The following is a 25,429-nucleotide window of genomic DNA, read 5'->3' as shown; positions in this document are numbered from 1 at the left end:
GATCATTCCTCGGTGACCAAATCGGCCATCATGGACATGTCCTCGTGTTCCAGGTTGTGGCAGTGCAGCATGTAGGTACCGGGATGGTCGGTGAATCGGACGGCGATCTCGACGGCTTCGGCGGGATTCATATCGATGGTGTCCTTCCATCCGGAATCGAACGGCCCGGGTGCGCGATTGTTGCGGGCAAGCACCACGAACGGATCCAGATGGATATGCACCGGATGGCGGAAATCGCTCACCAGACGCCATATCTCGGTGGTGCCGAGGCGCGGCCGTGCCAAGATCTGCCCCGCTTCGTACGGCCGCCCGTTGATGGTCCAGCCGTGGTCGGGCCGGAGCTGGAAATGGAAGTCCCGGGTGGTCACTGCCCGGCGGGGATCCAGCGAGGGGTCGCTGCTCAAACGGACGGGCAGCGGCGGTGAATCACGGACCGGGCCGGAGATCTCGAAACACATGATCTCGCCGGTCGGACCGCTGCCGAGCCGGTTCACCAGCCGTACCCGGGTGCCCGGACGGTACCGGGCGAAGTCGACGACGATATCGAACCGTTCGGCCGGGGCGGCGTCGATACGGTCGCGCGGAAGCGGGCGCGCGAGCAACCCGCCGTCGCTGCCGATCTGCACCAACGCGGCGCCGCCGGGTGGCGGCGGGTCCAACTCCAGGCGGTAGCGCCGGGCGTTGGAGGCGTTGAGCAGCCGGAACCGGTATCGGGTCGCTTCCACCCGTGCTACGGGCCAGGGTGCGCCGTTGACCAGGATGACATCGCCGAGCACACCGTTCATGTAGGTTTCGGTCACACCGTGGGTGTGCAGCTGCGGGTCGGCGAGCGGGTAACGAAACGATCCATCGACGGCGAAGGAACGGTCGGTGATCATGAGCGGGATATCGTGCTCCCCACCGGGCAGGCCGAGCGCGTCTTCCTCCTCGTCGTGCACCAGATGAAAGCCTGCCAGCCCGTGCCACACCATGTACCCGGTGGCACCGTGACCGTGATCGTGATACCACAGCGTCGCCGCACGCTGGGAATTCGGATAGCTGTAGTCGCGGTGGCCGTGGGCGACCGACCGGAAGCCGGTATGCCCGGAATGCGCGGTGGATCGCTCGTGCCCCGCGGGGACCGTCACGTCCATCGGGTATCCATCGCTGTCGGCCGGGGTGTGCCCGCCGTGCAGATGGACGACCGTGGGCCGGGGTAGTTCGTTGCGATGGCGCACGACCGTACGGCGGCCCGAGCGGGACACGATGGTCGGTCCGGGGAAGCTCCCGTCGTAAGTCCAGGCCGGGGTCCGGTACCCGGGGATGATCTCGAGTTCGGCGATCCGCTGGGTGATCTCGTAATAATCGGCATCTGCCGCCCGCCGGACCGGGTCGAGCACCCGGGGTATCGGGAGCGGCGACCGGAACCGGGGAGGTAGCGGTAGCTCACTCGGCAGGAAGAGTTCCGGCCGCCCGGGTGCCAGCAGATGGGCGCCGCCGACCCAGCCGGCTGCGGCCACACCGGCGACCGTCGCTGCCGTACCGAGGAACCCACGCCGCGTCATCCGCCGCGTCATCGCGATCCTTCCGGTTCCATCGGGGTCCGCAGCCAGGCGGTGTAGGTGGTCTGCAGCACGCCCACGGTGAGCAGTACCGCCAACGGCACGTGGGCGACCAGAATCCGCTGCTCGCCCAGCGGAAACAACACGCCCACGATCACCAGCTGCACCACACTCGCCAGCACCGGTTGCCGATTCGCCAGTCCCATCCGGGCACAGACGATCGCGGCGATCGTCTGCACGACCAGCAGCAGCCCGGCGAGACCGCCGTTCCGGGCGTGCGCGGCCAGCGCTTCGAAGCCTCCGGACAGGAAGCTGCCCGCCAATGCGGCCTGCATCAGGACCAGGACCGCCACGCCGGTCGTCGCGGCGCGCAACAGATGAACCGGCCACCGTGCGGGGGTGCGCTGCGCGGTGGCCGGGGACGACACGGCGGTCACCGGATGCCGCTCAGCTTGTCCGGGTTGGTGATCGAGTAGATGCCGATGATCCGGTCGCCATCGGGCACGAGGTCCACCACGACCACCGCGAGCGGACTGTCCCCGGTGAATACCAGCGCACACGGATCGTCCCCGGCCCGGCGGTAGCGGATGTCCAGCCCTGCGGGCAGAGTCGCGGCGACCGCTACGAACAGTGCGGCGACCGCGTCGCGCCCGCGGACCGGCTGCAGGCTGGTCGCCGGGCCCTTACCTCCGCCGTCGGTCCACAGCGTCACCTCCGGCGCCAGCACCTCCAACAACGCCGGTAGGTCACCGCCCAGAGCCGCGGCAGCGAACCGCTCGGTGACCCGTGCGTGCACCTCCGGCTCAGCCTTCCGGCGCGGCCGACGGGCATGGACGTGGCGGCGCGCGCGGCTGGCCAGCTGCCGGACAGAGACCGGGGTGCGGTCGAGGATCAGCGCGATCTCCGGATGCCCGAATCCGAACACGTCGTGCAGGACGAATACCGCACGTTCCAAGGGTGACAGCGTCTCCATCACCACCAGCAACGCCATCGACAGCGACTCCGTGCGCTCGAGACCCATGCTCGCGTCGTCGACACCGGCCACCAACGGCTCCGGCAGCCACTGGCCGACATAGGTCTCACGCATGCGGTTCAGTTCGGCCCGCCGGGCCAGCGCGGTGTTCGCCGCGACCCGCACAAGGTAGGCGCGGGGGTTCTCGACCGGCTCGGCATCGGGACTACGGTGCCGAGCCGCCCACGCCAGCCACACCTCCTGCAACACATCCTCGGTGTCGGCAACACTGCCGAGCATGGTGTAGACCACCGAGAACAACAGCTCGCGGTAACCCAGAAAGCGATCCGTCAGCTCATCGTCGACAGCGGGCCGCGGCACAGGTGCCATGGTGGACCTCCTCAGTCGTTCCATTGTGTTCGCGACCGAAGAGGTGCACTACCGGCACCGTGTGACATAACGGATGTGTTTGTGACCTACACAACACTGCGCTCGAGCTTCGTCACTGACACGAGCGGAGCGGCAGAAGCACAGTCGAGTGACTCTGTTGGGATTCGAACCCCGAAACGCCAGCAGGTGGCGAGAGAAAACTACTCGCCACCTGCTGTTCTGGAGCCGCCTGGGGGAATCGAACCCCCGACCTTTTCATTACGAGTGAAGCGCTCTACCGACTGAGCTAAGGCGGCGTGCCTTTCGGCGGTGCGAGTCTATCGTCTTGCGGCTGGATCGCGAAAACCGGTGGTCGGGGGCTAGGTGGAGCGGGCGGCTATGAGGGTGGCGACCATGGCGGCTACGGCGAAGCGGGGTTTGACGTTGGTGTCGAGGGCTTCGCGGCATTCGAGGACGGCTTGGATGGAGCGGAGTAGGCCCTCGGGGCGGACCTCGGTGGCCAGGTCGCGGATCTGGTCGGACATGTCGGGGTGGGTGAGAGCGACGCCTTGGGCGTCGGGGGTGGTGGCGCGCAGGCGGACGGCGAGGGCGTCGCGGTAGAGGCCGGCGACGTCGATGAGGGCGCGGTCGAGGGCGTCGCGGCCGGTGCGGGTGGCGCGGGATTTCTGGCGGCGTTCCAGGTCCTTGAGGGCTCCGGCGGAACCGCGGGTGGCCGAGGCGGTGCCTTTGCCGGTGCCACCGGCGCCCATCGCGGTGGCCAGTTCCTCGCGTTCCTTCCCGTCGCGTTCGGCGCTGACTTGCTTGGCTTCCTCGTCGGCGGACTTCACCAGGGCATCGGCGGCCGCGTAGGCGGCACCGGGTCGTGCGGTCGCGCCGACCAGTGCCAGCGCCCGCTTGCGGCGGCTGCGCGCCTCGTCGTCGGTCGCCAGCCGACGTGCCCGGCCCACGTGACCGCCGCTGATGGACGCGGCCCAGCCGGCCGTCTTGGCATCGAGCCCGTCGCGTTCCACCAGGACCCGGGCGATGGCGTCCACCGACGGGGTGACCAGATGCACGTGGCGGCAGCGCGAACGCAGCGTCACCGAGATGTCCTCCGGATCCACCGAGGGCGCGCAGAGCAGGAAGACGGTCCGCTCCGGCGGCTCTTCCACCACCTTGAGCAGGACGTTTCCGGCGGCCTCGGTCAGGCGGTCGGCGTCCTCCACCACCACGACCTGCCAGCGCCCGGTACTCGGCCGCCGCGAGGCGACCTGCACGATCGCGCGCATCTCCTTGGTGCCGATACTCAAGCCCTCCGGCACCACACGCCGCACGTCACCGTGGGTTCCGGCCATGGTCGTGGTGCAGGCATGGCACCTCCCGCAGCCGGGACGCTCCGGATCGGTGCATTGCAAAGCGGCGGCGAACGCCAAGGCCGCCACCGACCGGCCCGAACCGGGCGGCCCGGTGAACAACCAGGAGTGCGTCATGGCCGAGGACGATCCGGTCCCGTTCCGTGCTGCCACGGCCGCGGCCGTCAGCTCGGACTCGACCGCATCCTGGCCCACCAGTCGATCGAAGACACCCGCCACGTCGTACACCCTAGCGGCTGGTGCCGACAGCCTTCGCCGTCATCGCGGCACACGGCGGTCAGACCCGCTGATACGTCGTATTCGCCCCGTCCAGCGCCTCACGGATGATGTCGGCGTGCCCGCTGTGCTGGGCGATCTCGCGGAAGATGTTGAACAGGATATTGCGCACCGGCCAGTACTCCCGCTCCGGCGCCCAGGGTGCAGTCGGAATCGGGATCGGGGTGTCGAAGCTGTCCACCTCACGAATCAGCTTCTCGGTGCGCTGGGCGACCACATCCCATTCGGCGAGCAGCCCGGCCACCGTCTCGTCCGGCCCCAGCCGATACCGCGAATCCATGTCGGACAGATCGAATTCCGCGTTCTCGTCACGCTCGACGGCGACCGTGACCCAATGCCGTTCGGTATCGACGAGGTGATGTAGCAGCCCGCCCAGGGTGAGCTCGCTGACCGTGGTGCGCTGCCGCGCCTGGTCGTCGTCGATACCGCGCAGGGTGATGCCGAACAGCCGCCGCTGCTCGGCGAGATTGGCGATGAGGTCTTCACGCTCGCGGTCGACGGTCATTCGAGAGTCCTTCCGGTGGTGCGCTTCGGCGTGCTCACACGCTACGGGAACGCAGCGACAGCGAGAACCCCCCGAAACGAGGGGTCAGGACGCATCGGTCAGGACTTCGTGGCAGCCGTCGCCTTCTTCGCCGGAGCCTTCTTGGCGGCGGTCTTCTTCGCGGCCGTCTTCTTGGCCGCCGCACCCTCGCCCGTCGTGGCCGCGGCCTTCTTCGCGGTGGTCTTCTTGGCGGTGGTCTTCTTCGCCGCGGCCTTCTTGGCCGTCTTCTTCGCGGCCTTCTTCACCGGCCCGCGCGCCCGCCGATCCGCGAGCAGTTCGGAGGCGCGTTCATCGGTGATGGACTCGACCTCGTCGCCCTTGCGCAGGCTGGCATTGGTCTCGCCGTCGGTGACATACGGACCGAACCGACCGTCCTTGATCACCATGGGCTTCTGCGACGCCGGATCGACACCCAGCTCTCGCAGCGGTGCCGCACTCGCCGCCTGCCCGCCGCGCCGCTTGGGCTCGGCGTAGATCTTCAGCGCCTCCTCCAGCGTCACGGTGAAGATCTGCTCCTCACCCGCCAGCGACCGCGAATCCGTGCCCTTCTTCAGGTACGGCCCGTAGCGTCCGTTCTGCGCGGTGATCTCCTCGCCGGAAGCCGGATCGACGCCCACCACGCGCGGCAGCGACAGCAGCTTCAGCGCGTCGTCGAGGGTGATGGTGCTCAGATCCATCGACTTGAACAGCGACCCGGTGCGCGGCTTCGGCGCGGCCGCCTTTTTGGTGGGTTTCTTGCCGCCGGTGTCGATATCGGCCTCGGGCTCCGGCAGGATCTCGGTGACGTACGGCCCGAAACGTCCTTCCTTGGCGACGATTTCGTGTCCGGTCTCCGGATCCTTGCCGAGGCGGCGGCCCTCCTGCGGAGTGGCGAACAGCTTCTCCGCGACCTCGGGGGTCAGCTCGTCCGGCGGCAGCTCGTCGGGCAGATTCGCCCGCTGCGAGACCGGATCCCCTTGCGGGTCATCGGGATTGGCGACCATGCGCTCCAGATACGGCCCGTACCGGCCGACCCGGACCACCACGTCGCGGCCCTCGGCATCACTGAACAGCTTGATGGAGTTGATCAGTCGCGCGTCGATGTCGTCGAGCTGCTCGCCCACCATCTTCTTGAGCCCGCCGCTGCGCGCGACCGAACCCTCGACACCGTGATCGCCGCCGAAATAGAAGCTGGACAACCAGTTTCCGCGCTGCTCCCGCCCGCCGGCGATGGCGTCGAGATCGTCCTCCATGGCCGCGGTGAAGTCGAAATCGACCAGACGGCCGAAGTACGCCTCCAGCAGGCCGACCACCGCGAACGCCACCCAGGACGGCACCAGCGCACTGCCGCGCTTGTACACGTACCCGCGATCGAGAATGGTCTTGATGATCGACGAATAGGTCGACGGGCGACCGATGCCGAGCTCTTCGAGCGCCTTGATCAGCGAGGCTTCGGTGAATCGCGGCGGCGGATTGGTGGTGTGCCCGTCGGGGTTGAGCTCGACGGCCGTGACGCCCTGCCCCTCGGACAGCGCGGGCAACCGCGATTCGGCGTCGTCGGACTGACCGCCCGCCTCCTCGTCGACACTCTCGACATACGCCTTCAGGAAGCCCGGGAAGGTGATGGTGCGGCCCGACGCCGAAAACACGCATTCCTCACCGGTATTCGCGACACCGGTGATGCGGACCGTCAGCGTGGTACCGCGTGCGTCCGCCATCTGCGAGGCCACGGTCCGCTGCCAAATCAGTTCGTACAAACGGAATTCGTCATTGTCGAGCCGCGAATGCAGCTGCCCCGGCGTGGCGAAGGTGTCGCCCGACGGGCGGATGGCCTCGTGCGCCTCCTGCGCGTTCTTGACCTTCCGGTTGTACTGGCGCGGAGTAGGACTCACGAACTCCGCACCGTACAACTGCGTGGCCTGCGCCCGCGCCGCGTGAATCGCCGACTCCGACAAGGTCGTCGAGTCGGTACGCATATAGGTGATGTAACCGTTCTCGTACAGCCGCTGCGCCACCCGCATGGTGCGCTCGGAGCCGAAGCGCAGCTTGCGCGCCGCCTCCTGCTGCAGGGTCGAGGTCATGAACGGCGCGTAGGGCTTGCGCGTGTAGGGCTTGGATTCGACGGAGGTGACCGCCAGGTCCACCCCCTGCAGCCCCTCGGCCAGCCGGCGCGCGTGATCGGCGTCGAGCACGACCACGCCGGAGGCGGTCTTGAGCAGACCGTCCGGCCCGAAGTCGCGACCGGACGCCACCCGCGCCCCGTCCACATTCACCAGCCGCGCACCGAATACCCGGGGGTTCCCGGCCTCGCTCTCGCCGCCGGCGTCCAGCTTGGCGGCGATGTCCCAGTACTCCGCGGAGCGGAACGCCATGCGCTCCCGCTCGCGCTGCACGATCACGCGGGTCGCCACCGACTGCACCCGGCCCGCCGACAGTTTCGGCATGACCTTCTTCCACAGCACAGGGCTGACCTCGTAGCCGTAGAGGCGGTCCAGGATGCGCCGCGTCTCCTGCGCGTCGACCAGATCCTGGTCCAGATCCCGGGTGTCGGCGGCGGCCGCGCGAATGGCGGGCTCGGTGATCTCGTGGAACACCATGCGCCGGACCGGAACCTTCGGCTTGAGGGTTTCCAGCAGATGCCACGCGATGGCCTCGCCCTCGCGGTCGGGGTCGGTGGCGAGGTAGAGCTCGTCGGCGTCGGCGAGCAGGCTCTTGAGCTCGCTGACCTTGGCCTTCTTATCCGGGCTGATCACATAGATGGGCTCGAAGTCGTTGTTGACGTCGACGCCCAGGCGCGCCCAGTCCTGTCCTTTGTATTTGGCGGGCACATCCGCCGCGCCGCGCGGCAGGTCCCGAATGTGACCGACCGACGCCTCCACGACATAGTTGCGACCGAGGTAGGGGGCGATCTTGCGGGCCTTCGTCGGCGACTCGACGATCACGAGACGACGCAGGGGGCGCCCCTGGTCGGGCGCTGCGTTGGAGTTCGGCGCTGCACCGCGGTCTCGTGTTGCCACCGGCGAACACACCTTTCCTGTCGATCCGCGTGGCGCTGGTGCGCGCGATACGCGGCTGGGGCAAGCGGCTGCGACTACATATATCGCTGCCAGCAACGTTTATACCGTGTTGAAGCGCTGCGTCTCGGGCGCAGCGGCGATGTGGCCCCGGGTTGTGATCGAGTGTAATGGGTCCGGATATGGGTCGTCCCCCACCGCCGGGTGGCGGTGGGGGACGGATACCTGTTGGGTAGGCCCGCTCAGATCAGAGCGCGCGAACACCAGTGGCCTGCGGGCCCTTGGTGCCCTGCCCGACCTCGAACTCGACCTTCTGGTTCTCCTCGAGGGTGCGGAAGCCCGAACCCTGGATCTCGGAGTAGTGGACGAAGACGTCAGCGGACCCGTCCTCGGGCGCGATGAAGCCGAACCCCTTCTCCGCGTTGAACCACTTCACAGTTCCCTGTGCCATTCTGTTCCTTCTCTTTCCATACCGGAACGGCGGACAACGAGGTTCGTCCACCGGGTCCGTTCCGAGCGCTGTACTCTTGTTCCCCCTGCAGGAAAGCACCAAGCACACCGTTCGCAACATCGATCCTGCTGATGGTTTGGACTTTGGATCCGTCCCTCGAACACAGAAGCTTGCGACCAGGAACCAGTGAACCATGTCTTCGGTGAATTCGACAGCGGAGTTACCCACAATTTGCAAAAAAGTTGATCTTGCGAATGCGCAGGTGAGGGGCATAATGCCCAAATCCGTACTTGAAGTAGGTTTGCTTCGTGATAACCGAGCGAGCATCCGGCAAACGGGCTGTGACGCGGGTCGCTACTCTGTAGTGAAATGGCAGGTAGACCCACAGACGTACACACCGTTCGCACCCCGCCCGCGTGTCGCGGGGCATGTTCGATGAAACCGGCAGCTCGAGCAGTGCACATCGACGGTACGAGCTACGGTAGATCGTTGCTGAATCGTGTCCTGATCGGCTTCGAAAACGGTGACGCCAGACTCACCCATATCAGCGAGCTACCGTCCCGTGCGGCACAGGTCACGGAATGGCCGCAATGGTCATCGCCGGACGTGGTCGAAGCGCTACAGGCATCCGGTGTCGACACGCCGTGGACCCATCAGGCCGATACCGCTGAGCTGGCCTTTTCCGGTCGAAACGTGGTCGTCAGCACCGGCACCGCCTCCGGCAAATCGGTCGGATACCAGCTGCCCGTCCTGACCGCGCTGCACGCGGACCCCAAGGCGACGGCCCTGTACCTGTCCCCCACCAAGGCGCTCGGGGCCGATCAGCTGCGCTGCGCCACCGAGCTCACCGACGGGCCGCTCCGCCATATCCATCCCGCCGCCTACGACGGCGACACGCCGGGCGAGATCCGACAGTGGGTGCGGGCGCACAGCCGCTGGGTCTTCACCAACCCCGACATGCTGCACCTCGGCGTCCTGCGCGGACATCAGCGCTGGGCCCGGCTGCTGCGCAATCTGCGCTACGTGGTGATCGACGAATGCCACACCTACCGGGGTGTCTTCGGCTCGCACGTGGCGCTGGTGCTGCGGCGGCTGCGGCGAATCGCCCAGCGGTACGGGTCCGATCCGGTCTTCATCCTGTGCTCGGCCACCGCCGCCGAACCGGCCGCGACGGCGGCGCGGCTGATCGGCGCACCGTGCGCGGCGGTGACCGCGGACGGCTCGCCGCAGGGCGCTCGCACCGTGGCGCTGTGGGAGCCACCGCTGATCGAGGGCGTGACCGGGGAGAACGGGGCCGCGGTGCGGCGCTCGGCGGGCGCGGAGGCGGCGCGGGTGATGGCCGAACTCGTGGCCGAGGGGGCGAGCACGCTCGCCTTCGTGCGGTCACGGCGGTCCGCGGAACTGGTCGCGATGGACACGCGACACCTCCTCTCGGAGGTCGATCCCCAGCTCACTTCGCGTGTCGCCGCCTATCGGGCCGGTTATCTGGCCGAGGATCGGCGGGCGCTGGAGGCCGCGCTTTCCGACGGCTCACTGCTCGGCGTGGCGACCACCAATGCCCTGGAACTGGGCGTCGACATCGCCGGGCTGGATGCCGTGGTGGTCACCGGCTATCCGGGCACGGTGGCCTCCTTCTGGCAGCAGGCCGGGCGGGCGGGGCGGCGCACCCAGGGGGCATTGGTGCTGCTCATCGCCCGGGACGACCCCCTCGACACCTATCTGGTGCACCATCCCGAAGCGCTGCTGGGCAAGCCCATCGAGGCCACCATCACCGACCCGCACAATCCCTACGTCCTCGGGCCCCATCTGCTGTGCGCGGCCATGGAACAGCCGCTCAGCGATGCCGAAGTCCATGCGTTCGGAGCCTGGGAACTGCTGTCCGACCTGGCGGAACAGGGGCTGATCCGGCGGCGCGCCCGGGCGGCGCGCGATGGCGGCGCCCGCTGGTTCGTGACCGCCGACGCGCATCCGCACGACGCGGTCGACGTCCGCGGCGGCATCGGCACCACGGTGGCGGTCGTGGACGGGGAGAGCGGGCGGCTGCTCGGCACCACCGATGCCGGACGCGCCCCGGCCACCCTGCACGAAGGGGCCGTTCACCTGCACCAGGGCGAGAGCTACGTGGTGGACGAACTGGATCTCGACGGCGGGGTGGCGCTGGTGCACGCCGAGACGCCGAGTTGGACCACCAGTGCCCGGGCGGTCACGACCGTCGAGGTGGAAGCGGTCGATGACCAGCGGGTTCACGGTGCGGTGACGACCGCGCTGGCGCGCGTGCTGGTCACCCGGCAGGTGGTGGGCTATCTGCGGCGGCTGCCCAGCGGCGAGGTGCTCGACATGGTGCCGCTGGATATGCCCGCGCAGCCGCTGCCGACACGGGCGGTGCTCTACACGGTCACCCCGGAACTACTGGAACACGCCGGGATCGACGCCGGGCGTGTCGCGGGGGCGCTGCATGCCGCCGAGCATGCGGCGATCGGCATGCTGCCGCTGGTCGCGACGTGCGATAGGTGGGATATCGGCGGCGTGTCGACCGCGGAGCATCCCGATACCGGACTGCCGACGGTCTTCGTCTACGACGGTCACCCGGGTGGGGCGGGCTTCGCCGAGCGCGGGTTCGCGCGGCTGCGGTACTGGCTGACAGCGACGCTGGAGGTCATCCGGTCTTGCGGATGCGCGAGCGGATGCCCGTCCTGCGTACAGTCTCCGAAGTGCGGAAACGGCAACAACCCGCTGGACAAGGCGGGGGCCGAGCGGCTGTTGGCGGCAGTGCTGGCACAGCTGCGCGATGGTGACGACGGTCACACCGAATCGTGATGCGGCCGTCGTCGGGGTGAGATCGTTTCGCCACCTGCACGCTTCGGCGTGTCGTGGCGGCGAGTCGGGGCCGGGGCGGACGATCCGGACGGTTCGCCGCGAGTCATGCACAGCGGAGCCCGCATGTGAATAAAAAGGGGTGTGATCCTGTTAACTGACCCGTTGCTCTCGGTCTCGAATGTAGACGGGTATTCACCTGTGCATTTATTCGAATCGCGGTTTGCGCATGTAATGCGTTCTGATCATTTCCAGCATTAATGAACGGCACGGCCGGACCGGAATTAGAGATTGATCATGAGCTTGTGTCGTGCACAACAGCGCCGGATGTGATGGTGATCATCAATTTTCCATCACCAACCGTTCGGTATTTGTAGACCAACCTCCCGGTATTGCGACCGCCGGGCGGTCGCCGAGCTAACCCGGGCCCACGACCGGACCCGCACGAGCCGAGGCCCGCAACATCCGCGTACCCAGCGGGCCGAGGGTTATCCCCGACTCCACGGTGACCGTCACATCCCAGCCCGCGACCACGCACCCCCGAATCCGTACCCCCATGCGCTGCCCGACTCGGTCCGCCTCCGCACAGCCCGCGTCCGTGCCCCGGTCCAGCCCGCCCGCCGCGGCCAGTGCGGCCAGGTCCGCCGCCGATTGGGCCTGATGTCGCGCCACCACGACCACACCGAGCTGCGCGAGCAGCAGCGTCACGGTCAGCAGCGCAGCCAATGCCCAGGCGGCGGTGACCGTGGCCGAGCCCGCATCGGCTCGAAGTCGGGCGGGCGATACGTCCGTCACGACCGAACTCCCGGCTCGCTGACCGCCACCGCCGTGGCGCGCAATTCGAGGCCGGGTAGCAGCGGCAGGTGGGCGGTCACCGTCGCGACGATCAGATCCGTGTCCACGCGCACGGTGACGTCGGCTCCCGGCGGGGCCACGCGCCGGGCGGTCGGGACGGCCTCGGAACCCGCACCCCGGGCGGTGAGGCGGGCCGCCTCGCGCGCGGCGTCCACACAGCGCACCTGAGCCGAGGCGGCCAGCAGCGCACCGATGCACAGCGCCATGCCCAGCAGGATCGTCGCCAGGGCGAGCGCCGCTTCGATCGTCGCCATCCCGGCGTCGGCGCGGCATCCGCGGGGATTCGGGCGCGAAACCCCCGAGGACGCCCGCGATCTCGTCAACCGACCGAGGTCTTCAACGCCTTGTCGATGATCCGGGTGAGCGCGTTGACGATGCTGTCGCCGGTGACCACCGCGTAGAGCACGGCCCCGAACGCGGCCGCGGCGATCGTTCCGATGGCGTACTCGGCGGTGCTCATCCCGTTCTCGGCCATCGCCGCCAGCAGTAGGCGAGTTCGCAAGCGCAGAGTCATGTTTCGAACCGTGGATCGCATGCGGTGTTCCTCTCCTCGGTCCGGTGCGGCGAATCCGCACCGGCACAGTCGTGGTGTTCACAGCAGTCCGCCCGCCATGACCCGACCGGCCAGCCCGATGACGACCGGCACGATGCCCAGACAGACGAAGGCGGGCAGGAAGCACAGTCCGAGCGGGCCGCTGATCAGCACGCCGGCCCGCTCGGCCCGCGCGGCCGCGGCGTCCTCCACCTCGCCCCGCCGCTGCTGCGCCAACTCGCCGACGGCGGCGGCCAGGGAAGCTCCCGAGCGCGCGGACCGGCGCGCCAGCCGGGTCAGGGCCGTCACCGCCGCATCGCACACTCCGGCATCCGCCCGCTCCCAGGCCACCGCCGGATCGGCTCCCAGCGCGAGCAGATCCGCCGCCCGCCGCAAGACCGTGCGCACCGGCTCGGGCGCGCTCACCGCCACCGCATCCGCGGCCGCCGCGGTCGGCAGCCCGGCCCGCAGGCACGCCGCGAACAGATCCAATGCCGCCGCCACCCCCAGCGGGTCCGGCCGCGCCCGTACCGCCGTTCCCCGATCCGGCCGCCGCCGGTCGACCAGCCCACCCAATCGCCGCCGCCCCATATCCCGGCCCGGGAGCAGCACCAAGGCGACGGCCACGAGCAGGAGTGGCGTCGAGTACGCGCTCATGGCAGTGACTTCCGTCCAGGGCGGTCTGCCGCGGGGAAGTTCGAAGCCGCGACGAAGCACGGGCCTGCGGGTGGACGGGATGTCGGGTCGGGGCAGGGTTCGCCGACCCGTTCCGGATGGCGCGAGGGGAGCGTGGTCATCGCAGGACCTTTCGGGTGATGGCGTCCGTCCAGAGGAGCCCGGTGCAGGTGAGAGTGGTGCCGAGCGGGAGGAGGAGTTGGCCGGGCGGGGTGGTGAGGAGGATGTGCAGCGGGGCGGCGCCCATCAGGTGGCCCAGGGCCAGGCCCAGGAGGGGCAGGGCGGAGAGAACGGCGGCGGTGGCGTGGGCTCCGGCCAGGGCGGCACGGGTGCGGGCCTGGAAGCGTTTGCGGCCCAGCAGGTCCGTGCGGGCGGCGGTGAGCAGTTCGGCGAGCGCCAAGCCGTGGGATTCGGCGACCTGCCAGGCATCGGCGACCCGGGAAAGGTCATGGGCTATGGCGCTGTTCGGTTGGCGGAGGCCGCTGGCGCCGCTGCCGCCGAGGCGGCTGCGCGCCGCGCTCACCGCGAAGGCGTGGCTGGCGTCCCCGGCGGTCTCGCGGGCGGCGATCTCGGCGGCGGCGCTGGGGTGGGCTCCCACCCGCAGCTCACCGATGATCACCTCCAGGCCGTCGAGCAGGTGGGCGAGTTCGGCGGCATGGCGGCGGGCGTGCCGGCGACGGTGATGGCGGACCGCGAGAGTCGCGGCGAGTACGGCCGCGGCGAGCATGGTGCCGAAACCGACCAGCCACAGGCTGAGCGGGATCAGTGGCACCGCCACCCGGAGGACGGACGGCGACAACACTTTCCGCTTCGGTACCGGTGGGCCGAAGAGCACCGCGCACCTACGGCGTGCGGGTGGCGGCGGCAACGTCACGAGCGCGAGCGCCAGGCATGCGAGCGCCGGGCTCGGATAGGCGAGCAGTTCACGCATCGGATCGCTCCGTCCGTCGTCTCGCGACCGACCACTCGTCCCGTGCCGGATGGCATTGGGTCGGACGCCGTACCGGGGTGCTCATCGATCGAGACGTTCGTCGATGAGCCGGGTCAGGATGGGAGCCGCGGGGGCGGGGCGGGTGGTGGCGGTCCAGGCGGGCTCGATGTGGACGGTCCCGGAGGGGGTACGGGTGACGACGCCGATCTCCCGGAGGGCACGGGAGCCGTCGGGGCGGCGGTGGACGTGCAGGACGACCTGAATGGCGGCGGCCAGCTGGCTGTGCAGCGCGAGGCGGTCCATACCGCCCAGGGCCGCCAGGGCCTCCAGGCGGGCGGGGACCTCGCCGGGCGAGTTGGCGTGCACGGTGCCCGCGCCGCCGTCGTGGCCGGTGTTGAGCGCGGTCAGCAGGTCCACCACCTCCGCGCCGCGAACCTCGCCGACGACGATGCGGTCGGGGCGCATGCGCAGCGCCTGGCGGACCAGGTCGCGAACCGTGACCTCGCCCACCCCTTCGACATTCGGGGTGCGCGCCACCAGCCGGACCACGTGCGGGTGCGGCGGGGCGAGTTCGGCGGCGTCCTCCACGCAGACGATGCGCTCGGCCGCGTCCACCTTGGCGAGCAGTCCGGAGAGCAAGGTGGTCTTCCCCGCGCCGGTACCGCCGACCACGAGGAAGGCCAGGCGGGCGCGGATGATGTTCTCCAGCAGGCGTTTCGCATCGGGCGGGACGGCACCGGCAGCAGCCAGGGCATCGAGGCCCTGTGTCGCCGGGCGGAGTATGCGCAGCGACAGGCAGGTGCCGCCGTGGGCGATGGGGGCCAGCACGGCATGCAGCCGCACGCCGAAGGAATTCCCCACCGCCGCCTCGCTTCCGGGGAGCCGACCGTCCACCCACGGCTGCGCGTCGTCCAGTCGTCGCCCGGCCGACAGCGCCAAGCGCTGCGCCAGCCGCCGCACCGCGGCCTCGTCCGGAAACCGCACCGAGGTCCGCCGCAGCCCCTGCCCGCGGTCCACCCACACCGCATCCGGTCCGGTCACCAGCACATCCGCCACCTCGGGGTCGTGCAGCAGCGGCTCCAGCACCCCCGCTCCGGTCAGTTCCGTCTGCAGCAAGCGCAGCGCCCGCAGCAGATCGGTATCCCCGAGCACCCCGCCCGCCTCGGCCCGAACCGCCGCCGCCACCTGCGCCGGATCCAGATCTCCGACCTCGTCCGCCAGCCGCTCCCGCACCCGCTCCAGCAGTTCGGCGGTCACCAGCGCGCTCATCGCCGCCCCGGTTCCGGCATGAGTGGTGTGACGGCAGGCCCGGCCGGGACATCGTGTGGTGCAACAGGATCGACCGCGGTTTCGGGCGGTTTCGGCCGCTGTGCCGCGAACGCGTGCCGTATCGGCTCGCGGGGCGCTGTGCACCCGGATCGCGGTGGGGCGCCGGTGGAGGTGAGCACACCGAGGACGGCGGTGGCGGCGCGGTGGAGGGGGTGGCGGGCGTGCAGCGGCAGGCCGCCGCGTTCCAGCTGATGGGACAGCGCGGGGAGGGCGCGCATGGTGTGGAGCAGCGGGAGGTCGAGGGCGGTGGCGATGTCGGCGGGGCGAAGGCCGCCGGGGGCCGGCCCGCGAACCAGCAAGGCGAGGTTCGGATTTCGGGTGCGGAGGCGGGTGGTGGTGGGTTCGGCGGCGGCTACCGCGCGGAGCTGGGCGGGGGCGATGAGCACCACCAGGTCGGCCGCGTCGAGAAGTTGGTCGGCGTGTGCGCCACGTTCGGTGGAGAGGTCGCAGACGAGCAGATCCCCCGCGCCGCGCACGGCATCCAGGACGGCGCGCACGGCCGTCGGCGGTGGAGCGGGCGCGGATCCGTCTCTGGTACAGGCGAGTACGGTGATGCCGCCGATGCCGGGCAGTGCCGCGTGCAACGCGTCGGCGGCGACGCGGCCGTGCTCCACGGCCAGGTCGGGCCAGCGGGGTCCGGGTGCTTTCTCGAGGCCGAGCAGCAGATCGAGCCCGCCGCCGAAGGGTGCGGCGTCCAGCAGCAGCGTGCGCGGCCGGAAGCGACGGCGCGCCGCCGTGAGTGCGATGGCCGCGGCCAGGGTGGACGCACCGGCCCCACCGCAGGCTCCGGCCACCGCGACCACCACCCCGCGACCGCCGCCACCGTGAGCATTCGCGGCGAATGCCGCGATCAGCGCCTCGGCCGCATCGGGTAAGGCCAGCACCTGTTCCGCACCGACGGCGGTGGCGGTCTGCCAGTCGGGCAAACCCGGTTCGTCCTCGGTGACCAACAACACCCCGGGCCGCCGCGGGCACCGCGCGGCAGCGCATTCGCGGGCGGCGGCAGTATCGAGGAGGACCACGGACGCCCCCATCCAGTCGTGCCGCCCGACCGGTAGCGCCCGCTCGTCCACGCGCCGATCGGCAGCGGCGGCGATGCGGCGGATCTCGGCGCGCAAGCCCGGCCGGTCGACGACCATGAGCGCGGGCGCGGCGGCGACAACAGGGTTCATGCAGGTCAGGATCATGGGTCGGGATGACCGACGACAGACCCGCATCGGCGAGTGTGGATAACACGCGGCCTGTGGAGAACTACGCACCGCAGGCTCGAGGCGAATCGGTCCGGAAATAGAGGACGGCCCCAGCCGGGGGGGGAGGAGGCTGGGGCCGTCGGGGTTCAGCCCCGGGGGGTCGGGCTGAACGCGCCTGGACCATGTCCAGGTAATTGCGATACTACACCCAAGCCCCGCCCGGAATGCAAGTCCGTCGCGCGAGTCGTTTTCCGAACCGGACATGCCGGCTTCCGGCTGGCAAACCCGTCCGGACCGACCGCCCGCCACCCCACCGCCCCGGAAAACCTATTCTGGACGGCGTGACAGCCGAACGCGGACGAGTCGCCGCCTTCTTCGATCTCGACAAGACCGTGATCGCCCGATCCAGCGCCTTCGTGTTCAGCAAGCCGTTCCTGGATCAGGGTCTGCTCAGCCGCCGCGCGGTGCTCGAAAGCAGTTATGCCCATTTCCTGTTCCTGCTCAGCGGCGCCGACCACGACCAGATGGAGCGGATGCGCGCCCATCTCACCAGCATGTGCGCTGGTTGGGACGTCGAGCAGGTGAAGGGCATCGTGGCCGAGACCCTGCACGAGATCGTGGACCCGCTCATCTACGCCGAGGCCGCCGATCTCATTGCCGACCACCGCATCCGCGGCCACGACGTGGTCGTGGTGTCGGCCTCGGGCGAGGAGATCGTCGCGCCGATCGCCGCCGCGCTGGGCGCCGATCATGTGGCCGCTACCCGCATGGTGGTCGAGAACGGCAGGTACACCGGCGAGGTCGAATTCTACTGCTACGGCGAGGGCAAAGTTCAAGCGATCGAAAAGCTTTCCGCGAGTGAGGGTTACGACCTGTCTCGCTGCTACGCCTACTCCGACTCGGTGACCGATCTGCCCATGCTGGCGGCGGTCGGACACCCGACGGCGGTGAATCCGGACCGGGCGCTGCGGCGGGAGGCGCATCAGCGCGGCTGGCCGGTGCTGACCTTCGAGAACCCGGTGTCGCTGTGGTCGCGTATCCCCGCCCCCTCGACCACCACGGTGGCCGCGAGCGTGGCCGTCGGACTCGGCGCGGTGGCCGCCGGGGCGCTGAGCTACCGACTACTGCGCAAGCGGCGCTGAGCTGGCGTGAAACGCCGCACGACACACCGCTCGAGGAAAGTTTCCGCAGCTCTTGCTGTGAGTGCGGTCACAGAGTAACAATGGTGACAAGGAAGGACGGAAGGCCAAGATCGGATCGGAAGAGAAGGTCCTATCTCCCATCCCACCCTTCCCAGCACGGACACCAGGCACCCACGCGGAGCACGCCGCGACAAGGGCACGAGTGTTGTGGGCCTGCGTTATCCGTGATTCCGTCGATGACGGCCCCGCACACGCTGTGGGGATGAATCGGCGGGGTCCGGAGAGCTCGCCGAGGCCGAATCACACAACCCGATACAGCACGCTTGGTAACCGGGTGGTCCGTGCTAGCGGGCGGTGAGGTCGCAACAGCGACAACGCCGCCCGCTCTGATGTGCGGGGACTTCGTGCGGGGGACTTTTCAGCCGGATGCCGCATCGGCGATCGAACGGGCTTCGCGGGCACCGTCTTCCAGCGCCCCGGAGTGGAAGATGACCCAGCCGCCCACCGCGTTCGGGGTACCGGTGCCGAACGCGGCCACCGCATCCAGATACGCCTGACGGCGGCGCAGCAGGAACACCTCCGGCACGCCGAGGCTGTGCGGATCCAGCCCGCTGGACACCGCGACCAGCCGGGAAGCCGCCCGCGCCACGATGCCGTCGGCGGTGCCGAACGGTCGCAGCGTCAGCAGCTCCCCGTGCACGACGGCCGCGACCACCGGGGCGGGGGCGTTCGTGGTCAGCACCGTCTGCGCCAACAGGTCGAGCCGTTCCGCCACTCCCGGCACATCCCGCGGACGTCCCAGCGACTGCTGGTCGGCGACCATATCGGCGGCGGCCAGCAGATGCAGCCGCGCGAGGGCTTGCAGCGGCGCGCGCTGCCATACTCCGGCGAGCGTGCGCAGCGCCTCCCCGTCGAGGGCCTGCCCGACCCGCAGCGATCCGGCGAGCACCGGGTCCTCCACCCGCCCGTCGGCCGGAATGTCGATGCTGCCGCCGTCGATGGCCGCCGACGACCGCGCCGCCCGCACCGCCGCCTCGGCCGCCGTGGTCGGCCAGCCGCGCCGGTTGGCCCGGTGCCGGTGCACCTCGGCGAGCGCGTCGCGGGCCTTGTCGGCGGCCTCGCGCACACCGGGCAGGTCGACTAGGGGCTGGAGCGGGTCGGTCACGGGTTATGAGGCTACTTGTCCCGGGTGACCGGGCCGCCCGCCCCCTCGACGCAATCAACTCGCCAGCAGTTCCCGCCCCGGGATGGCGTCGAGCAGGCGGCGGGTGTAATCGGACTCCGGATCGTCGAAGACCTCCGTGGTGGCGGCGGCCTCGACCACCCGGCCCTGCCGCATCACCACCACATCGTCGGCGATCTGGCGGACCACGGCCAGGTCGTGGGTGATGAACAGGTAGGACAGGCCCAGCTCGGCCTGCAGGTCGTTGAGCAGGGTGAGGATCTGCGCCTGCACCAGCACGTCCAGTGCCGAGACGGCCTCGTCGCAGACCACCACCTCGGGTCGCAGGGCCAGAGCGCGGGCGATGGCCACGCGCTGGCGCTGGCCACCGGAGAGCTCATTGGGGTAGCGCCGCATGACCGAAGCGGGCAGCGAAACCTTGTCGAGCAGGTCGCGGACGGTGTCCTCACGCTCGGACCGGGTGCCGACGCCGTGCACGCGCAGCGGTTCCTCGATGGTGCGGTAGATGGAGTACATGGGGTCGAGCGACCCGTACGGGTCCTGGAACACCGGCTGCACGCGTCGCCGGAATCCCATGGCCGACTTACCTTTCAGCGCCGCCACCGGAGCACCGTCGAACAGCACCCGCCCGGCGGTCGGGGTCAGCAGCCCCAGCACCATGTGCGCCACGGTCGATTTCCCGGACCCGGATTCGCCGACGATGGCCGTGGTGGTGCCCCGCCGCAGCCGGAAGGAGACATCGTCGACAGCCGTGAAGTCCGTCGACTGCCACGGTCGCTTGCCGCGGATTCGGAATCGCTTGACGAGGTTCTCCGCGATCACGACATCATCGGGCAGGGTGGCGGTTTCGGCCTCGGCGACCTCCACCGCGTGCTCACGGACCTCGACGCGGTGGCGCACCGTCGAGATCCGCTGCGAGGCCAGCGAGGGTGCGGAGTTCACCAGCTTCTTGGTGTAGGCGTGCTGCGGATCACGCAGAATCCGCAATGCCGGACCGGATTCCACCACCCGCCCGCGATACATGACCACCAGGTGTTCGGCGCGTTCGGCGGCCAGGCCGAGGTCGTGGGTGATCAGCAGGACCGCCGTGCCGAGTTCGGTGGTGAGCCGGTCCAGGTGGTCGAGGATCTGCCGTTGCACGGTGACGTCGAGCGCCGAGGTGGGTTCGTCGGCGATGAGCAGTTTCGGCCGGCAGGACAGTCCGATGGCGATGAGGGCGCGCTGGCGCATACCGCCGGAGAATTCGTGCGGGTACTGGTTCATCCGCCGCTCGGCGTCGGACATCCCGGCTTCCTCGAGCAGTTCCATGGCGCGGCGGCGCGCCTCGGTGCCCTTGGCGATGCCGTTGGCCGCCAGGGTTTCCCGCACCTGGAAGCCGATCTTCCAGACCGGGTTCAGGTTGGACATGGGATCCTGGGGCACCAGTCCGATGCCGCGCCCGCGCACGGCGACGATCTCCGGTGCCGACGCCCGGGTGAGGTCCTTGCCGTCGAATCGGATGGATCCCGAGGTCACCTGTCCGGTGCCGGGTAGCAGGTCGATGATGGCGTGTGCCGTGGTGGACTTCCCGGAGCCGGATTCTCCGACGATGGCGACGGTCTGCCCCGGGTACACGGTGAGACTCACATCCCGCACGGCGGGCACCCGCTTGCCGTCGGAGGTGAAGCAGACATTGAGATCGCGGATGTCCAGCAGTGGCGTGTCGTCAGCGGTCACGGCGCTCACCTCTTCCGGGCTTTGGGATCGAGGGCGTCACGCACGGCATCGCCCAGCAGGATGAAGCTCAGCACCGTCATAGCCAGCGCCGCAGCGGGATAGAACAGGATGGCGGAGGTGCGCAGGTCGTTCTTGGCCTTGGCGATATCGCCGCCCCAGGACACGATGTCGGGTGGCAGGCCGACGCCGAGATAGGACAGCGTCGCCTCGGTGACGATGAAGACGCCCAGCCAGATGGTGGACACCACGATGATCGGCCCGGCCGCGTTGGGCAGCACGTGCCGCAGCAGAATGCCCAGCCGCGACACCCCCAATGCCTTTGCCGCCGTGACATATTCACTGCTCTTGGCCTCGATGACGGCGCCGCGGGCGATACGCGCGGCCAGCGGCCAGGTGAACGAGGCGAGCACCAGGATGACATTCCACATGGTGGTGGGCCGCAGCATCTGCAGTAGCACGATGGCGGCGAGCACCATGGGGATGGCGAAGAAGATCTCGGCGATGCGCGACACCACCGAATCGAGCAGCCCGCCGAAGAATCCGGCCAGCGCCCCGAGCGTGCCGCCGATGAACATGAACAGCGCCGCCGCGCCCAGCCCCACCATGACCGACGCGCGCGCACCGTAGATGGTGCGGGCGTACACATCGCAGCCCTGTTTGTCGAAACCGAAGGGGTGCCCGGGCCGGGAGGGCGCCATGCTGTTGTCGATCACGCATTCGCGCGGGTCCTGATCGCTGAACAGCCCGGGCCACAGCACCACCACGGTGACGATCAGGATGAGCAGCATCGCGACGATGAAGATCGGGTTGCGGCGCAGCCGTCGCCAGGCGTCGGTCCAGATGCTGGTCGGCTCACCGGTTTCCACCACGCGGTCGGTGGCGAGCACCTCCACCTCGTCGGGTGGCGCGACGTAGTGCCCCTGTCCGGGCCGGGTACCGGCCTCGGATTCCTTGACGAGGTCAGACATAGCGGATCCTCGGATCGAGTGCGGCGTAGAGCAGGTCGATGAGCAGGTTGGACAGCAGGAAGATCACCACGAGCACAGTCACGAACGACACCACCGTGGGCGGTTCCACGCGGGTGATCGCCTGGTACAGCGTCCCGCCGACGCCCGGAATATTGAAGATGCCCTCGGTGACGATGGCGCCGCCGATGAGCGCGCCCAGATCCGCGCCCAGGAAGGTGACGACCGGGATCATGGAGTTGCGCAGGATGTGGACGGTGACCACCCGCCGTCGTCCCAGCCCCTTGGCGGTGGCGGTGCGCACGTAGTCGGCGGACATGTTCTCGGCCACCGAATTCCGGGTCAGCCGCAGCACATACGCGAACGACAGCGACCCGAGCACGAAGGCGGGTACCAGCAGTTCGGCGAAACTCGCGTCCCCGGTGACGGTGGTGGGTGCGATCCCCCATTTCACGCCGAGCAGGAACTGCGCCACATAGCCGACCACGAAGACCGGCACGGCGATGATGACCAGGCTGGCGACCAGCATGGTGGAGTCGAACAGGCGGCCCTTGCGCAGGCCCGCGACGAGTCCGAACAGAATGCCGAACACGCCTTCGATGAAGACGGCCATGAAGGCGAGTTTGATGGTGATCGGGAAGGCACGGGCGAGTTCGTCGCTGACCGGCCGACCGGAGAAGGCGGTGCCGAAATCGAGGGTGAAGATACCTTTCAGGTAGAGCAGGTATTGCGTGATGAGCGGCTGATCGAGGTGGTATCGGGCGCGCAACTGGGCTTCGATGGCGGGGGTGAGGGGTTTCTCACCGGCCAGCGCCGCGATCGGGTCGCCGGGGATGAGGAAGACCATCGCGTAGATCAGGAAGGTCGCGCCGAGGAACACCGGGATCATCTGGAGTAGGCGCCGCAGGACATACCAAGCCATATTTCCTCCGGAGAGTGGTGCGCCGGGCCGATGTGCTCGACCCGGCGCGGCGGCGGCTACTTCTCGATGTTCTCGAAGTCGAACAGCCCGTTCCAGGCGAGTTCGGCATGGCTGACCTTGTCCGAGACACCGGCCGCGGCGACGTAGTCGAGCACCGGGATGTCGGCCATATCCTGGATCAGCAGGGTCTGGGCCTGGGCGACGAGCCGGTGCGATTCCTCCTGGGTGGGCGCGGCCAGGGCGGCGTCGAGCAGGCGGTCGAACTCCGGATTGTTGTAGTTGACGTTGTTGGTCTCGGAGAAGCTGTAGTACTGCGAGGTGAGGAACTGCAGCATGGTCGGGTAGTCGCCCTGCCAGCCGTACCGGAACGCCTTGCCGATGGTTTCGGCGTTCACCTCGTCGCGAATGTTCTTGAAGGTCGGGTACGGCACCGCGATGGCGTCGATGCCGAGGGTGTTCTTGACGCTGTTGGCGACGGCCTCGATCCACGCCTGGTGGCCGCCGTCGGAGTTGTAGGCGATCTCGTACCGGCCCGACCACGGGGACATGGCATCGGCCTGCGCCCAGAGTTTCTTGGCTTCGTCGGGGTTGAACTTCAGTACCTCCGAGCCCGGCAGGTCACCGTCGAAACCGGGCAGGGTGGCGGCCGTGAAGTCGCGGGCCGGGAGCCGGGTGCCGTGGAAGATCTTGTCGCAGATGGACTCCCGGTCGATGGCCATGGAGATGGCGCGGCGGCGCAGCAGGCCCTCCTCGCCGCCGAAGTGCGGGACGTTGGACTGCACCCCGATGTGCTGGTTCTGCGCGGTCGGCTTGGTGATCGCGCGGTCGCCGAGGTCGTTCTGGTAGACGGTGAGGGCGCTTTCCGGGATGGTGTCGAGGGCGTCGAGGTTGCCCGCCTGGAGGTCGGCGTAGGCGGTGTCGAAGGACTGGTACATCACGAACCGCAGGCCCTTGTTCTTGGCCGGGCGGCCGCCCGGATAGTCCGGATTGGGCACCAGGTCGATCTTGCTGTTGTGCTCCCAGGCGCCGGGTCCGGCGAACATGTAGGGGCCGTTGCCGATCGGGTTCTGACCGAAGGCCGTCATATCGGCGTAGGCGGACTCGGGCAGCGGATAGAACGGCGCGTAGCCGAGGGAGTCCTCGAAGTCGATCGAGGGGGCCTTCAGTTCGATGGTGAAGGTGCGGTCGTCGATCACCTTCAGTCCCGACATGGTGCGCTGGGTCGGGTTCTCCTTGGCGACCTCGTCGAATCCGGCGATGGGGGTGAACACGTAGTTCTGCAGCTGGGCGTTGGTGGACAGCGCGCCGTAGTTCCAGGCGTCCACGAAGGACCTGGAGGTCACCGGGCTGCCGTCGGTGAATTTCCAGTCCGGTTTCAGGGTGACGGTGTAGTTCTTGCGATCGGTGGTCTCGATGGATTCCGCCACCTCGTTGTGCGCCACCCCGTCGGCGTCGTAGTACTTGAGACCCGCCCACAGTCGGTCGACCACCCGGCCGCCCATATTCTCATTGGTGTTGGTGGGCACCAACGGATTCTGCGGTTCGGCACCGTTGACGGTGACGATATCGGCGCTGCCGCCGCTGTCGGATGAGCAGGCCGTCAGGGTCAGGCTCGTGGCCAGCAGTGCGGCCGCCGCCGCGGCAATCATCTTCGCTCTCAAGGCATTCTCCCGATCGCAGGAAGACGGCACGGCGCGCGCCGGGGTCCACCGAAGCACACCGCGGGGTCGTCTCAGGTGAAACGGACAGTAGCCACCCTGTCCGCCGTTGTCAGCGATTCGATGAGGGATTGTTCACCTTGTTAGCAATGTGGCAACATGCCCGACTCTTTGCCACGTATCCGCGTGACACATTGCACATCCGGGCACCCTTCGAGACAGCCGAATACGACGCAGGTCACAGTCGGATACTGTCGAACGTGGCCGCGGTCACCCCCGCGGACCGCCGCGGGAAGATGTCGAGAGAAGAAGAGAGATGACCGAACCCACCGCTGATCACCTGGACGCGTACCCGCCGAGCGCGGCCTTCGCCGCCGCGGCCAATGCCGATGCCTCTCTCTACGATCGGGCCGACGCCGACCGCGAGGCGTTCTGGGCCGAACAGGCGCAGCGCCTGCACTGGCAGCAGCCCTGGACACAGGTCCTGGACTGGAGTGATGCCCCGTTCGCGAAATGGTTCGTGGACGGCAAGCTGAACGTCGCCTACAACTGCGTGGACCGGCACGTCGTCGACGGGCACGGGGAGCAAGTCGCCATCCATTGGGAGGGCGAGCCCGGCGACTCCCGCGACATCACGTATGCCCAACTGTTGGCCGAGGTGTCACGGGCGGCCAACTATCTGACCCAACTGGGCCTGGTGGCCGGGGATCGGGTGGCCATCTACATGCCGATGGTGCCCGAGGCCATCGTGTCCATGCTGGCCTGCGCCCGACTCGGACTGACCCACTCCGTGGTCTTCGCGGGATTCTCGCCGAGTGCGCTGCGGCAGCGGGTCGACGATGCGCAAGCCCGCCTCGTCATCACCACCGACGGGCAGTGGCGACGCGGCACCGCCGCCCCGCTCAAAGCCGCCGTCGACGAAGCCCTCGCCGCAGACGGCGGCGCGACCAGCGTCGACCACGTCCTCGTCGTCCGCCGCACCGGCATCGAGGTCCCCTGGACCGACGACCGCGACCGG

At 68.9% G+C, this 25,429-nt stretch carries 22 protein-coding genes and 1 tRNA gene; 3 read left to right on the top strand and 20 right to left on the bottom strand.

The window, feature by feature from the left end; translation table 11 throughout:
• Window positions 1–2: 2 nt before the first annotated feature.
• The 8 genes from ON31_RS02615 to ON31_RS02580 all read right to left on the bottom strand — a co-directional run bounded on the left by ON31_RS02615 (window position 3) and on the right by ON31_RS02580 (window position 8,499).
• Entirely contained in the window at window positions 3–1,556 is a 1,554-nt protein-coding gene (locus ON31_RS02615) for a multicopper oxidase family protein (protein ID WP_039808913.1), read from the bottom strand.
• Window positions 1,553–1,978, bottom strand: a complete 426-nt coding sequence (locus tag ON31_RS34405) for a hypothetical protein (RefSeq protein WP_051036723.1) — start codon at window positions 1,976–1,978, stop codon at window positions 1,553–1,555. The genes ON31_RS02615 and ON31_RS34405 overlap by 4 nt, the downstream gene beginning before the upstream one ends.
• Window positions 1,975–2,883, bottom strand: coding sequence for a sigma-70 family RNA polymerase sigma factor (locus ON31_RS02605; protein WP_029925115.1), 909 nt, complete (start codon window positions 2,881–2,883; stop codon window positions 1,975–1,977). The genes ON31_RS34405 and ON31_RS02605 overlap by 4 nt, the downstream gene beginning before the upstream one ends.
• Before the next feature lie 220 nt (window positions 2,884–3,103).
• Window positions 3,104–3,179: transfer RNA gene (locus tag ON31_RS02600), tRNA-Thr, on the bottom strand.
• A 63-nt stretch (window positions 3,180–3,242) separates the two neighbouring features.
• Complete coding sequence (locus tag ON31_RS02595) at window positions 3,243–4,454, bottom strand: DNA polymerase III subunit delta' (protein ID WP_039809099.1); 1,212 nt, start codon at window positions 4,452–4,454, stop codon at window positions 3,243–3,245.
• 58 nt (window positions 4,455–4,512) lie between these two features.
• On the bottom strand, window positions 4,513–5,016 hold the full coding sequence (locus tag ON31_RS02590) for a mycothiol transferase (protein ID WP_029925112.1): 504 nt from the start codon (window positions 5,014–5,016) through the stop codon (window positions 4,513–4,515).
• A 98-nt stretch (window positions 5,017–5,114) separates the two neighbouring features.
• Window positions 5,115–8,051 carry a type I DNA topoisomerase gene (gene topA, locus ON31_RS02585; RefSeq protein ID WP_039808911.1) on the bottom strand — a complete coding sequence of 979 codons (2,937 nt, stop codon included), beginning with the start codon at window positions 8,049–8,051 and terminating at the stop codon, window positions 5,115–5,117.
• 244 nt (window positions 8,052–8,295) lie between these two features.
• Entirely contained in the window at window positions 8,296–8,499 is a 204-nt protein-coding gene (locus ON31_RS02580; RefSeq protein ID WP_029925108.1) for a cold-shock protein, read from the bottom strand.
• A gap of 435 nt (window positions 8,500–8,934) precedes the next feature.
• Here ON31_RS02580 and sftH point away from each other — a divergent pair, with 435 nt between their 5' ends.
• Entirely contained in the window at window positions 8,935–11,316 is a 2,382-nt protein-coding gene (sftH, locus tag ON31_RS02575) for a DEAD/DEAH box helicase (protein WP_039808909.1), read from the top strand.
• A gap of 414 nt (window positions 11,317–11,730) precedes the next feature.
• Here sftH and ON31_RS37700 read toward each other — a convergent pair whose 3' ends face one another.
• From ON31_RS37700 to ssd, 7 genes are all read right to left on the bottom strand, one after another.
• The gene (locus ON31_RS37700; protein WP_039808907.1) at window positions 11,731–12,108 is read right to left on the bottom strand and encodes an Rv3654c family TadE-like protein; all 378 of its coding nucleotides are present in this window, start codon (window positions 12,106–12,108) and stop codon (window positions 11,731–11,733) included.
• Window positions 12,105–12,422: a TadE family type IV pilus minor pilin gene (locus tag ON31_RS37695; protein WP_039808905.1), complete on the bottom strand. Its 318-nt coding sequence runs from the start codon at window positions 12,420–12,422 to the stop codon at window positions 12,105–12,107. Before ON31_RS37695 ends, ON31_RS37700 begins: the two co-directional genes overlap by 4 nt.
• Window positions 12,423–12,487: 65 nt before the next feature.
• Window positions 12,488–12,682 (bottom strand): DUF4244 domain-containing protein, encoded by a 195-nt coding sequence (locus tag ON31_RS02560; protein WP_228807451.1) that lies wholly within the window; start codon window positions 12,680–12,682, stop codon window positions 12,488–12,490.
• Window positions 12,683–12,760: 78 nt separating this feature from the next.
• A complete protein-coding gene (locus ON31_RS02555; protein WP_039808902.1) occupies window positions 12,761–13,357 on the bottom strand; it encodes a type II secretion system F family protein in 597 nt (198 codons plus the stop codon).
• A gap of 136 nt (window positions 13,358–13,493) precedes the next feature.
• Complete coding sequence (locus ON31_RS02550; RefSeq protein ID WP_051036721.1) at window positions 13,494–14,306, bottom strand: type II secretion system F family protein; 813 nt, start codon at window positions 14,304–14,306, stop codon at window positions 13,494–13,496.
• 81 nt (window positions 14,307–14,387) lie between these two features.
• Entirely contained in the window at window positions 14,388–15,575 is a 1,188-nt protein-coding gene (locus ON31_RS02545; protein ID WP_039808900.1) for a TadA family conjugal transfer-associated ATPase, read from the bottom strand.
• Window positions 15,572–16,807, bottom strand: a complete 1,236-nt coding sequence (ssd, locus tag ON31_RS02540; RefSeq protein ID WP_081592184.1) for a septum site-determining protein Ssd — start codon at window positions 16,805–16,807, stop codon at window positions 15,572–15,574. The genes ON31_RS02545 and ssd overlap by 4 nt, the downstream gene beginning before the upstream one ends.
• 242 nt (window positions 16,808–17,049) lie before the next feature.
• On the opposite strand from ssd, the gene ON31_RS02535 reads away from it, so the two are divergent.
• Complete coding sequence (locus ON31_RS02535) at window positions 17,050–17,967, top strand: HAD family hydrolase (protein ID WP_081592173.1); 918 nt, start codon at window positions 17,050–17,052, stop codon at window positions 17,965–17,967.
• A gap of 418 nt (window positions 17,968–18,385) precedes the next feature.
• Here the strand turns inward: ON31_RS02535 and ON31_RS02530 are convergent, their stop codons facing one another.
• Genes ON31_RS02530 through ON31_RS02510 form a run of 5 tightly spaced genes read right to left on the bottom strand, consistent with a single transcriptional unit; the run spans window position 18,386 to window position 24,402 of the window.
• A complete protein-coding gene (locus ON31_RS02530) occupies window positions 18,386–19,132 on the bottom strand; it encodes a Fic family protein (RefSeq protein WP_029925093.1) in 747 nt (248 codons plus the stop codon).
• Window positions 19,133–19,186: 54 nt separating this feature from the next.
• Window positions 19,187–20,875 (bottom strand): ABC transporter ATP-binding protein, encoded by a 1,689-nt coding sequence (locus ON31_RS02525; RefSeq protein ID WP_039808898.1) that lies wholly within the window; start codon window positions 20,873–20,875, stop codon window positions 19,187–19,189.
• Window positions 20,872–21,834 (bottom strand): ABC transporter permease, encoded by a 963-nt coding sequence (locus ON31_RS02520; RefSeq protein ID WP_039808896.1) that lies wholly within the window; start codon window positions 21,832–21,834, stop codon window positions 20,872–20,874. Before ON31_RS02520 ends, ON31_RS02525 begins: the two co-directional genes overlap by 4 nt.
• On the bottom strand, window positions 21,827–22,753 hold the full coding sequence (locus ON31_RS02515) for an ABC transporter permease (RefSeq protein ID WP_029925088.1): 927 nt from the start codon (window positions 22,751–22,753) through the stop codon (window positions 21,827–21,829). Before ON31_RS02515 ends, ON31_RS02520 begins: the two co-directional genes overlap by 8 nt.
• 56 nt (window positions 22,754–22,809) lie before the next feature.
• On the bottom strand, window positions 22,810–24,402 hold the full coding sequence (locus ON31_RS02510; protein ID WP_039808891.1) for a peptide ABC transporter substrate-binding protein: 1,593 nt from the start codon (window positions 24,400–24,402) through the stop codon (window positions 22,810–22,812).
• A 325-nt stretch (window positions 24,403–24,727) separates the two neighbouring features.
• Between ON31_RS02510 and ON31_RS02505 the strand changes: the two genes are divergently transcribed.
• Window positions 24,728–25,429 (top strand): AMP-binding protein (locus ON31_RS02505; protein ID WP_039808889.1); only part of this gene is annotated, 702 nt, incomplete at its 3' end.

Origin of the sequence: Nocardia otitidiscaviarum NBRC 14405 (genome assembly GCF_000308635.1) — a bacterium.
GTDB classification, from domain to species: domain Bacteria; phylum Actinomycetota; class Actinomycetes; order Mycobacteriales; family Mycobacteriaceae; genus Nocardia; species Nocardia otitidiscaviarum.
Note: the sequence above shows the minus strand (reverse complement) of the source record. Positions and strands in the feature narration are given on the sequence as shown.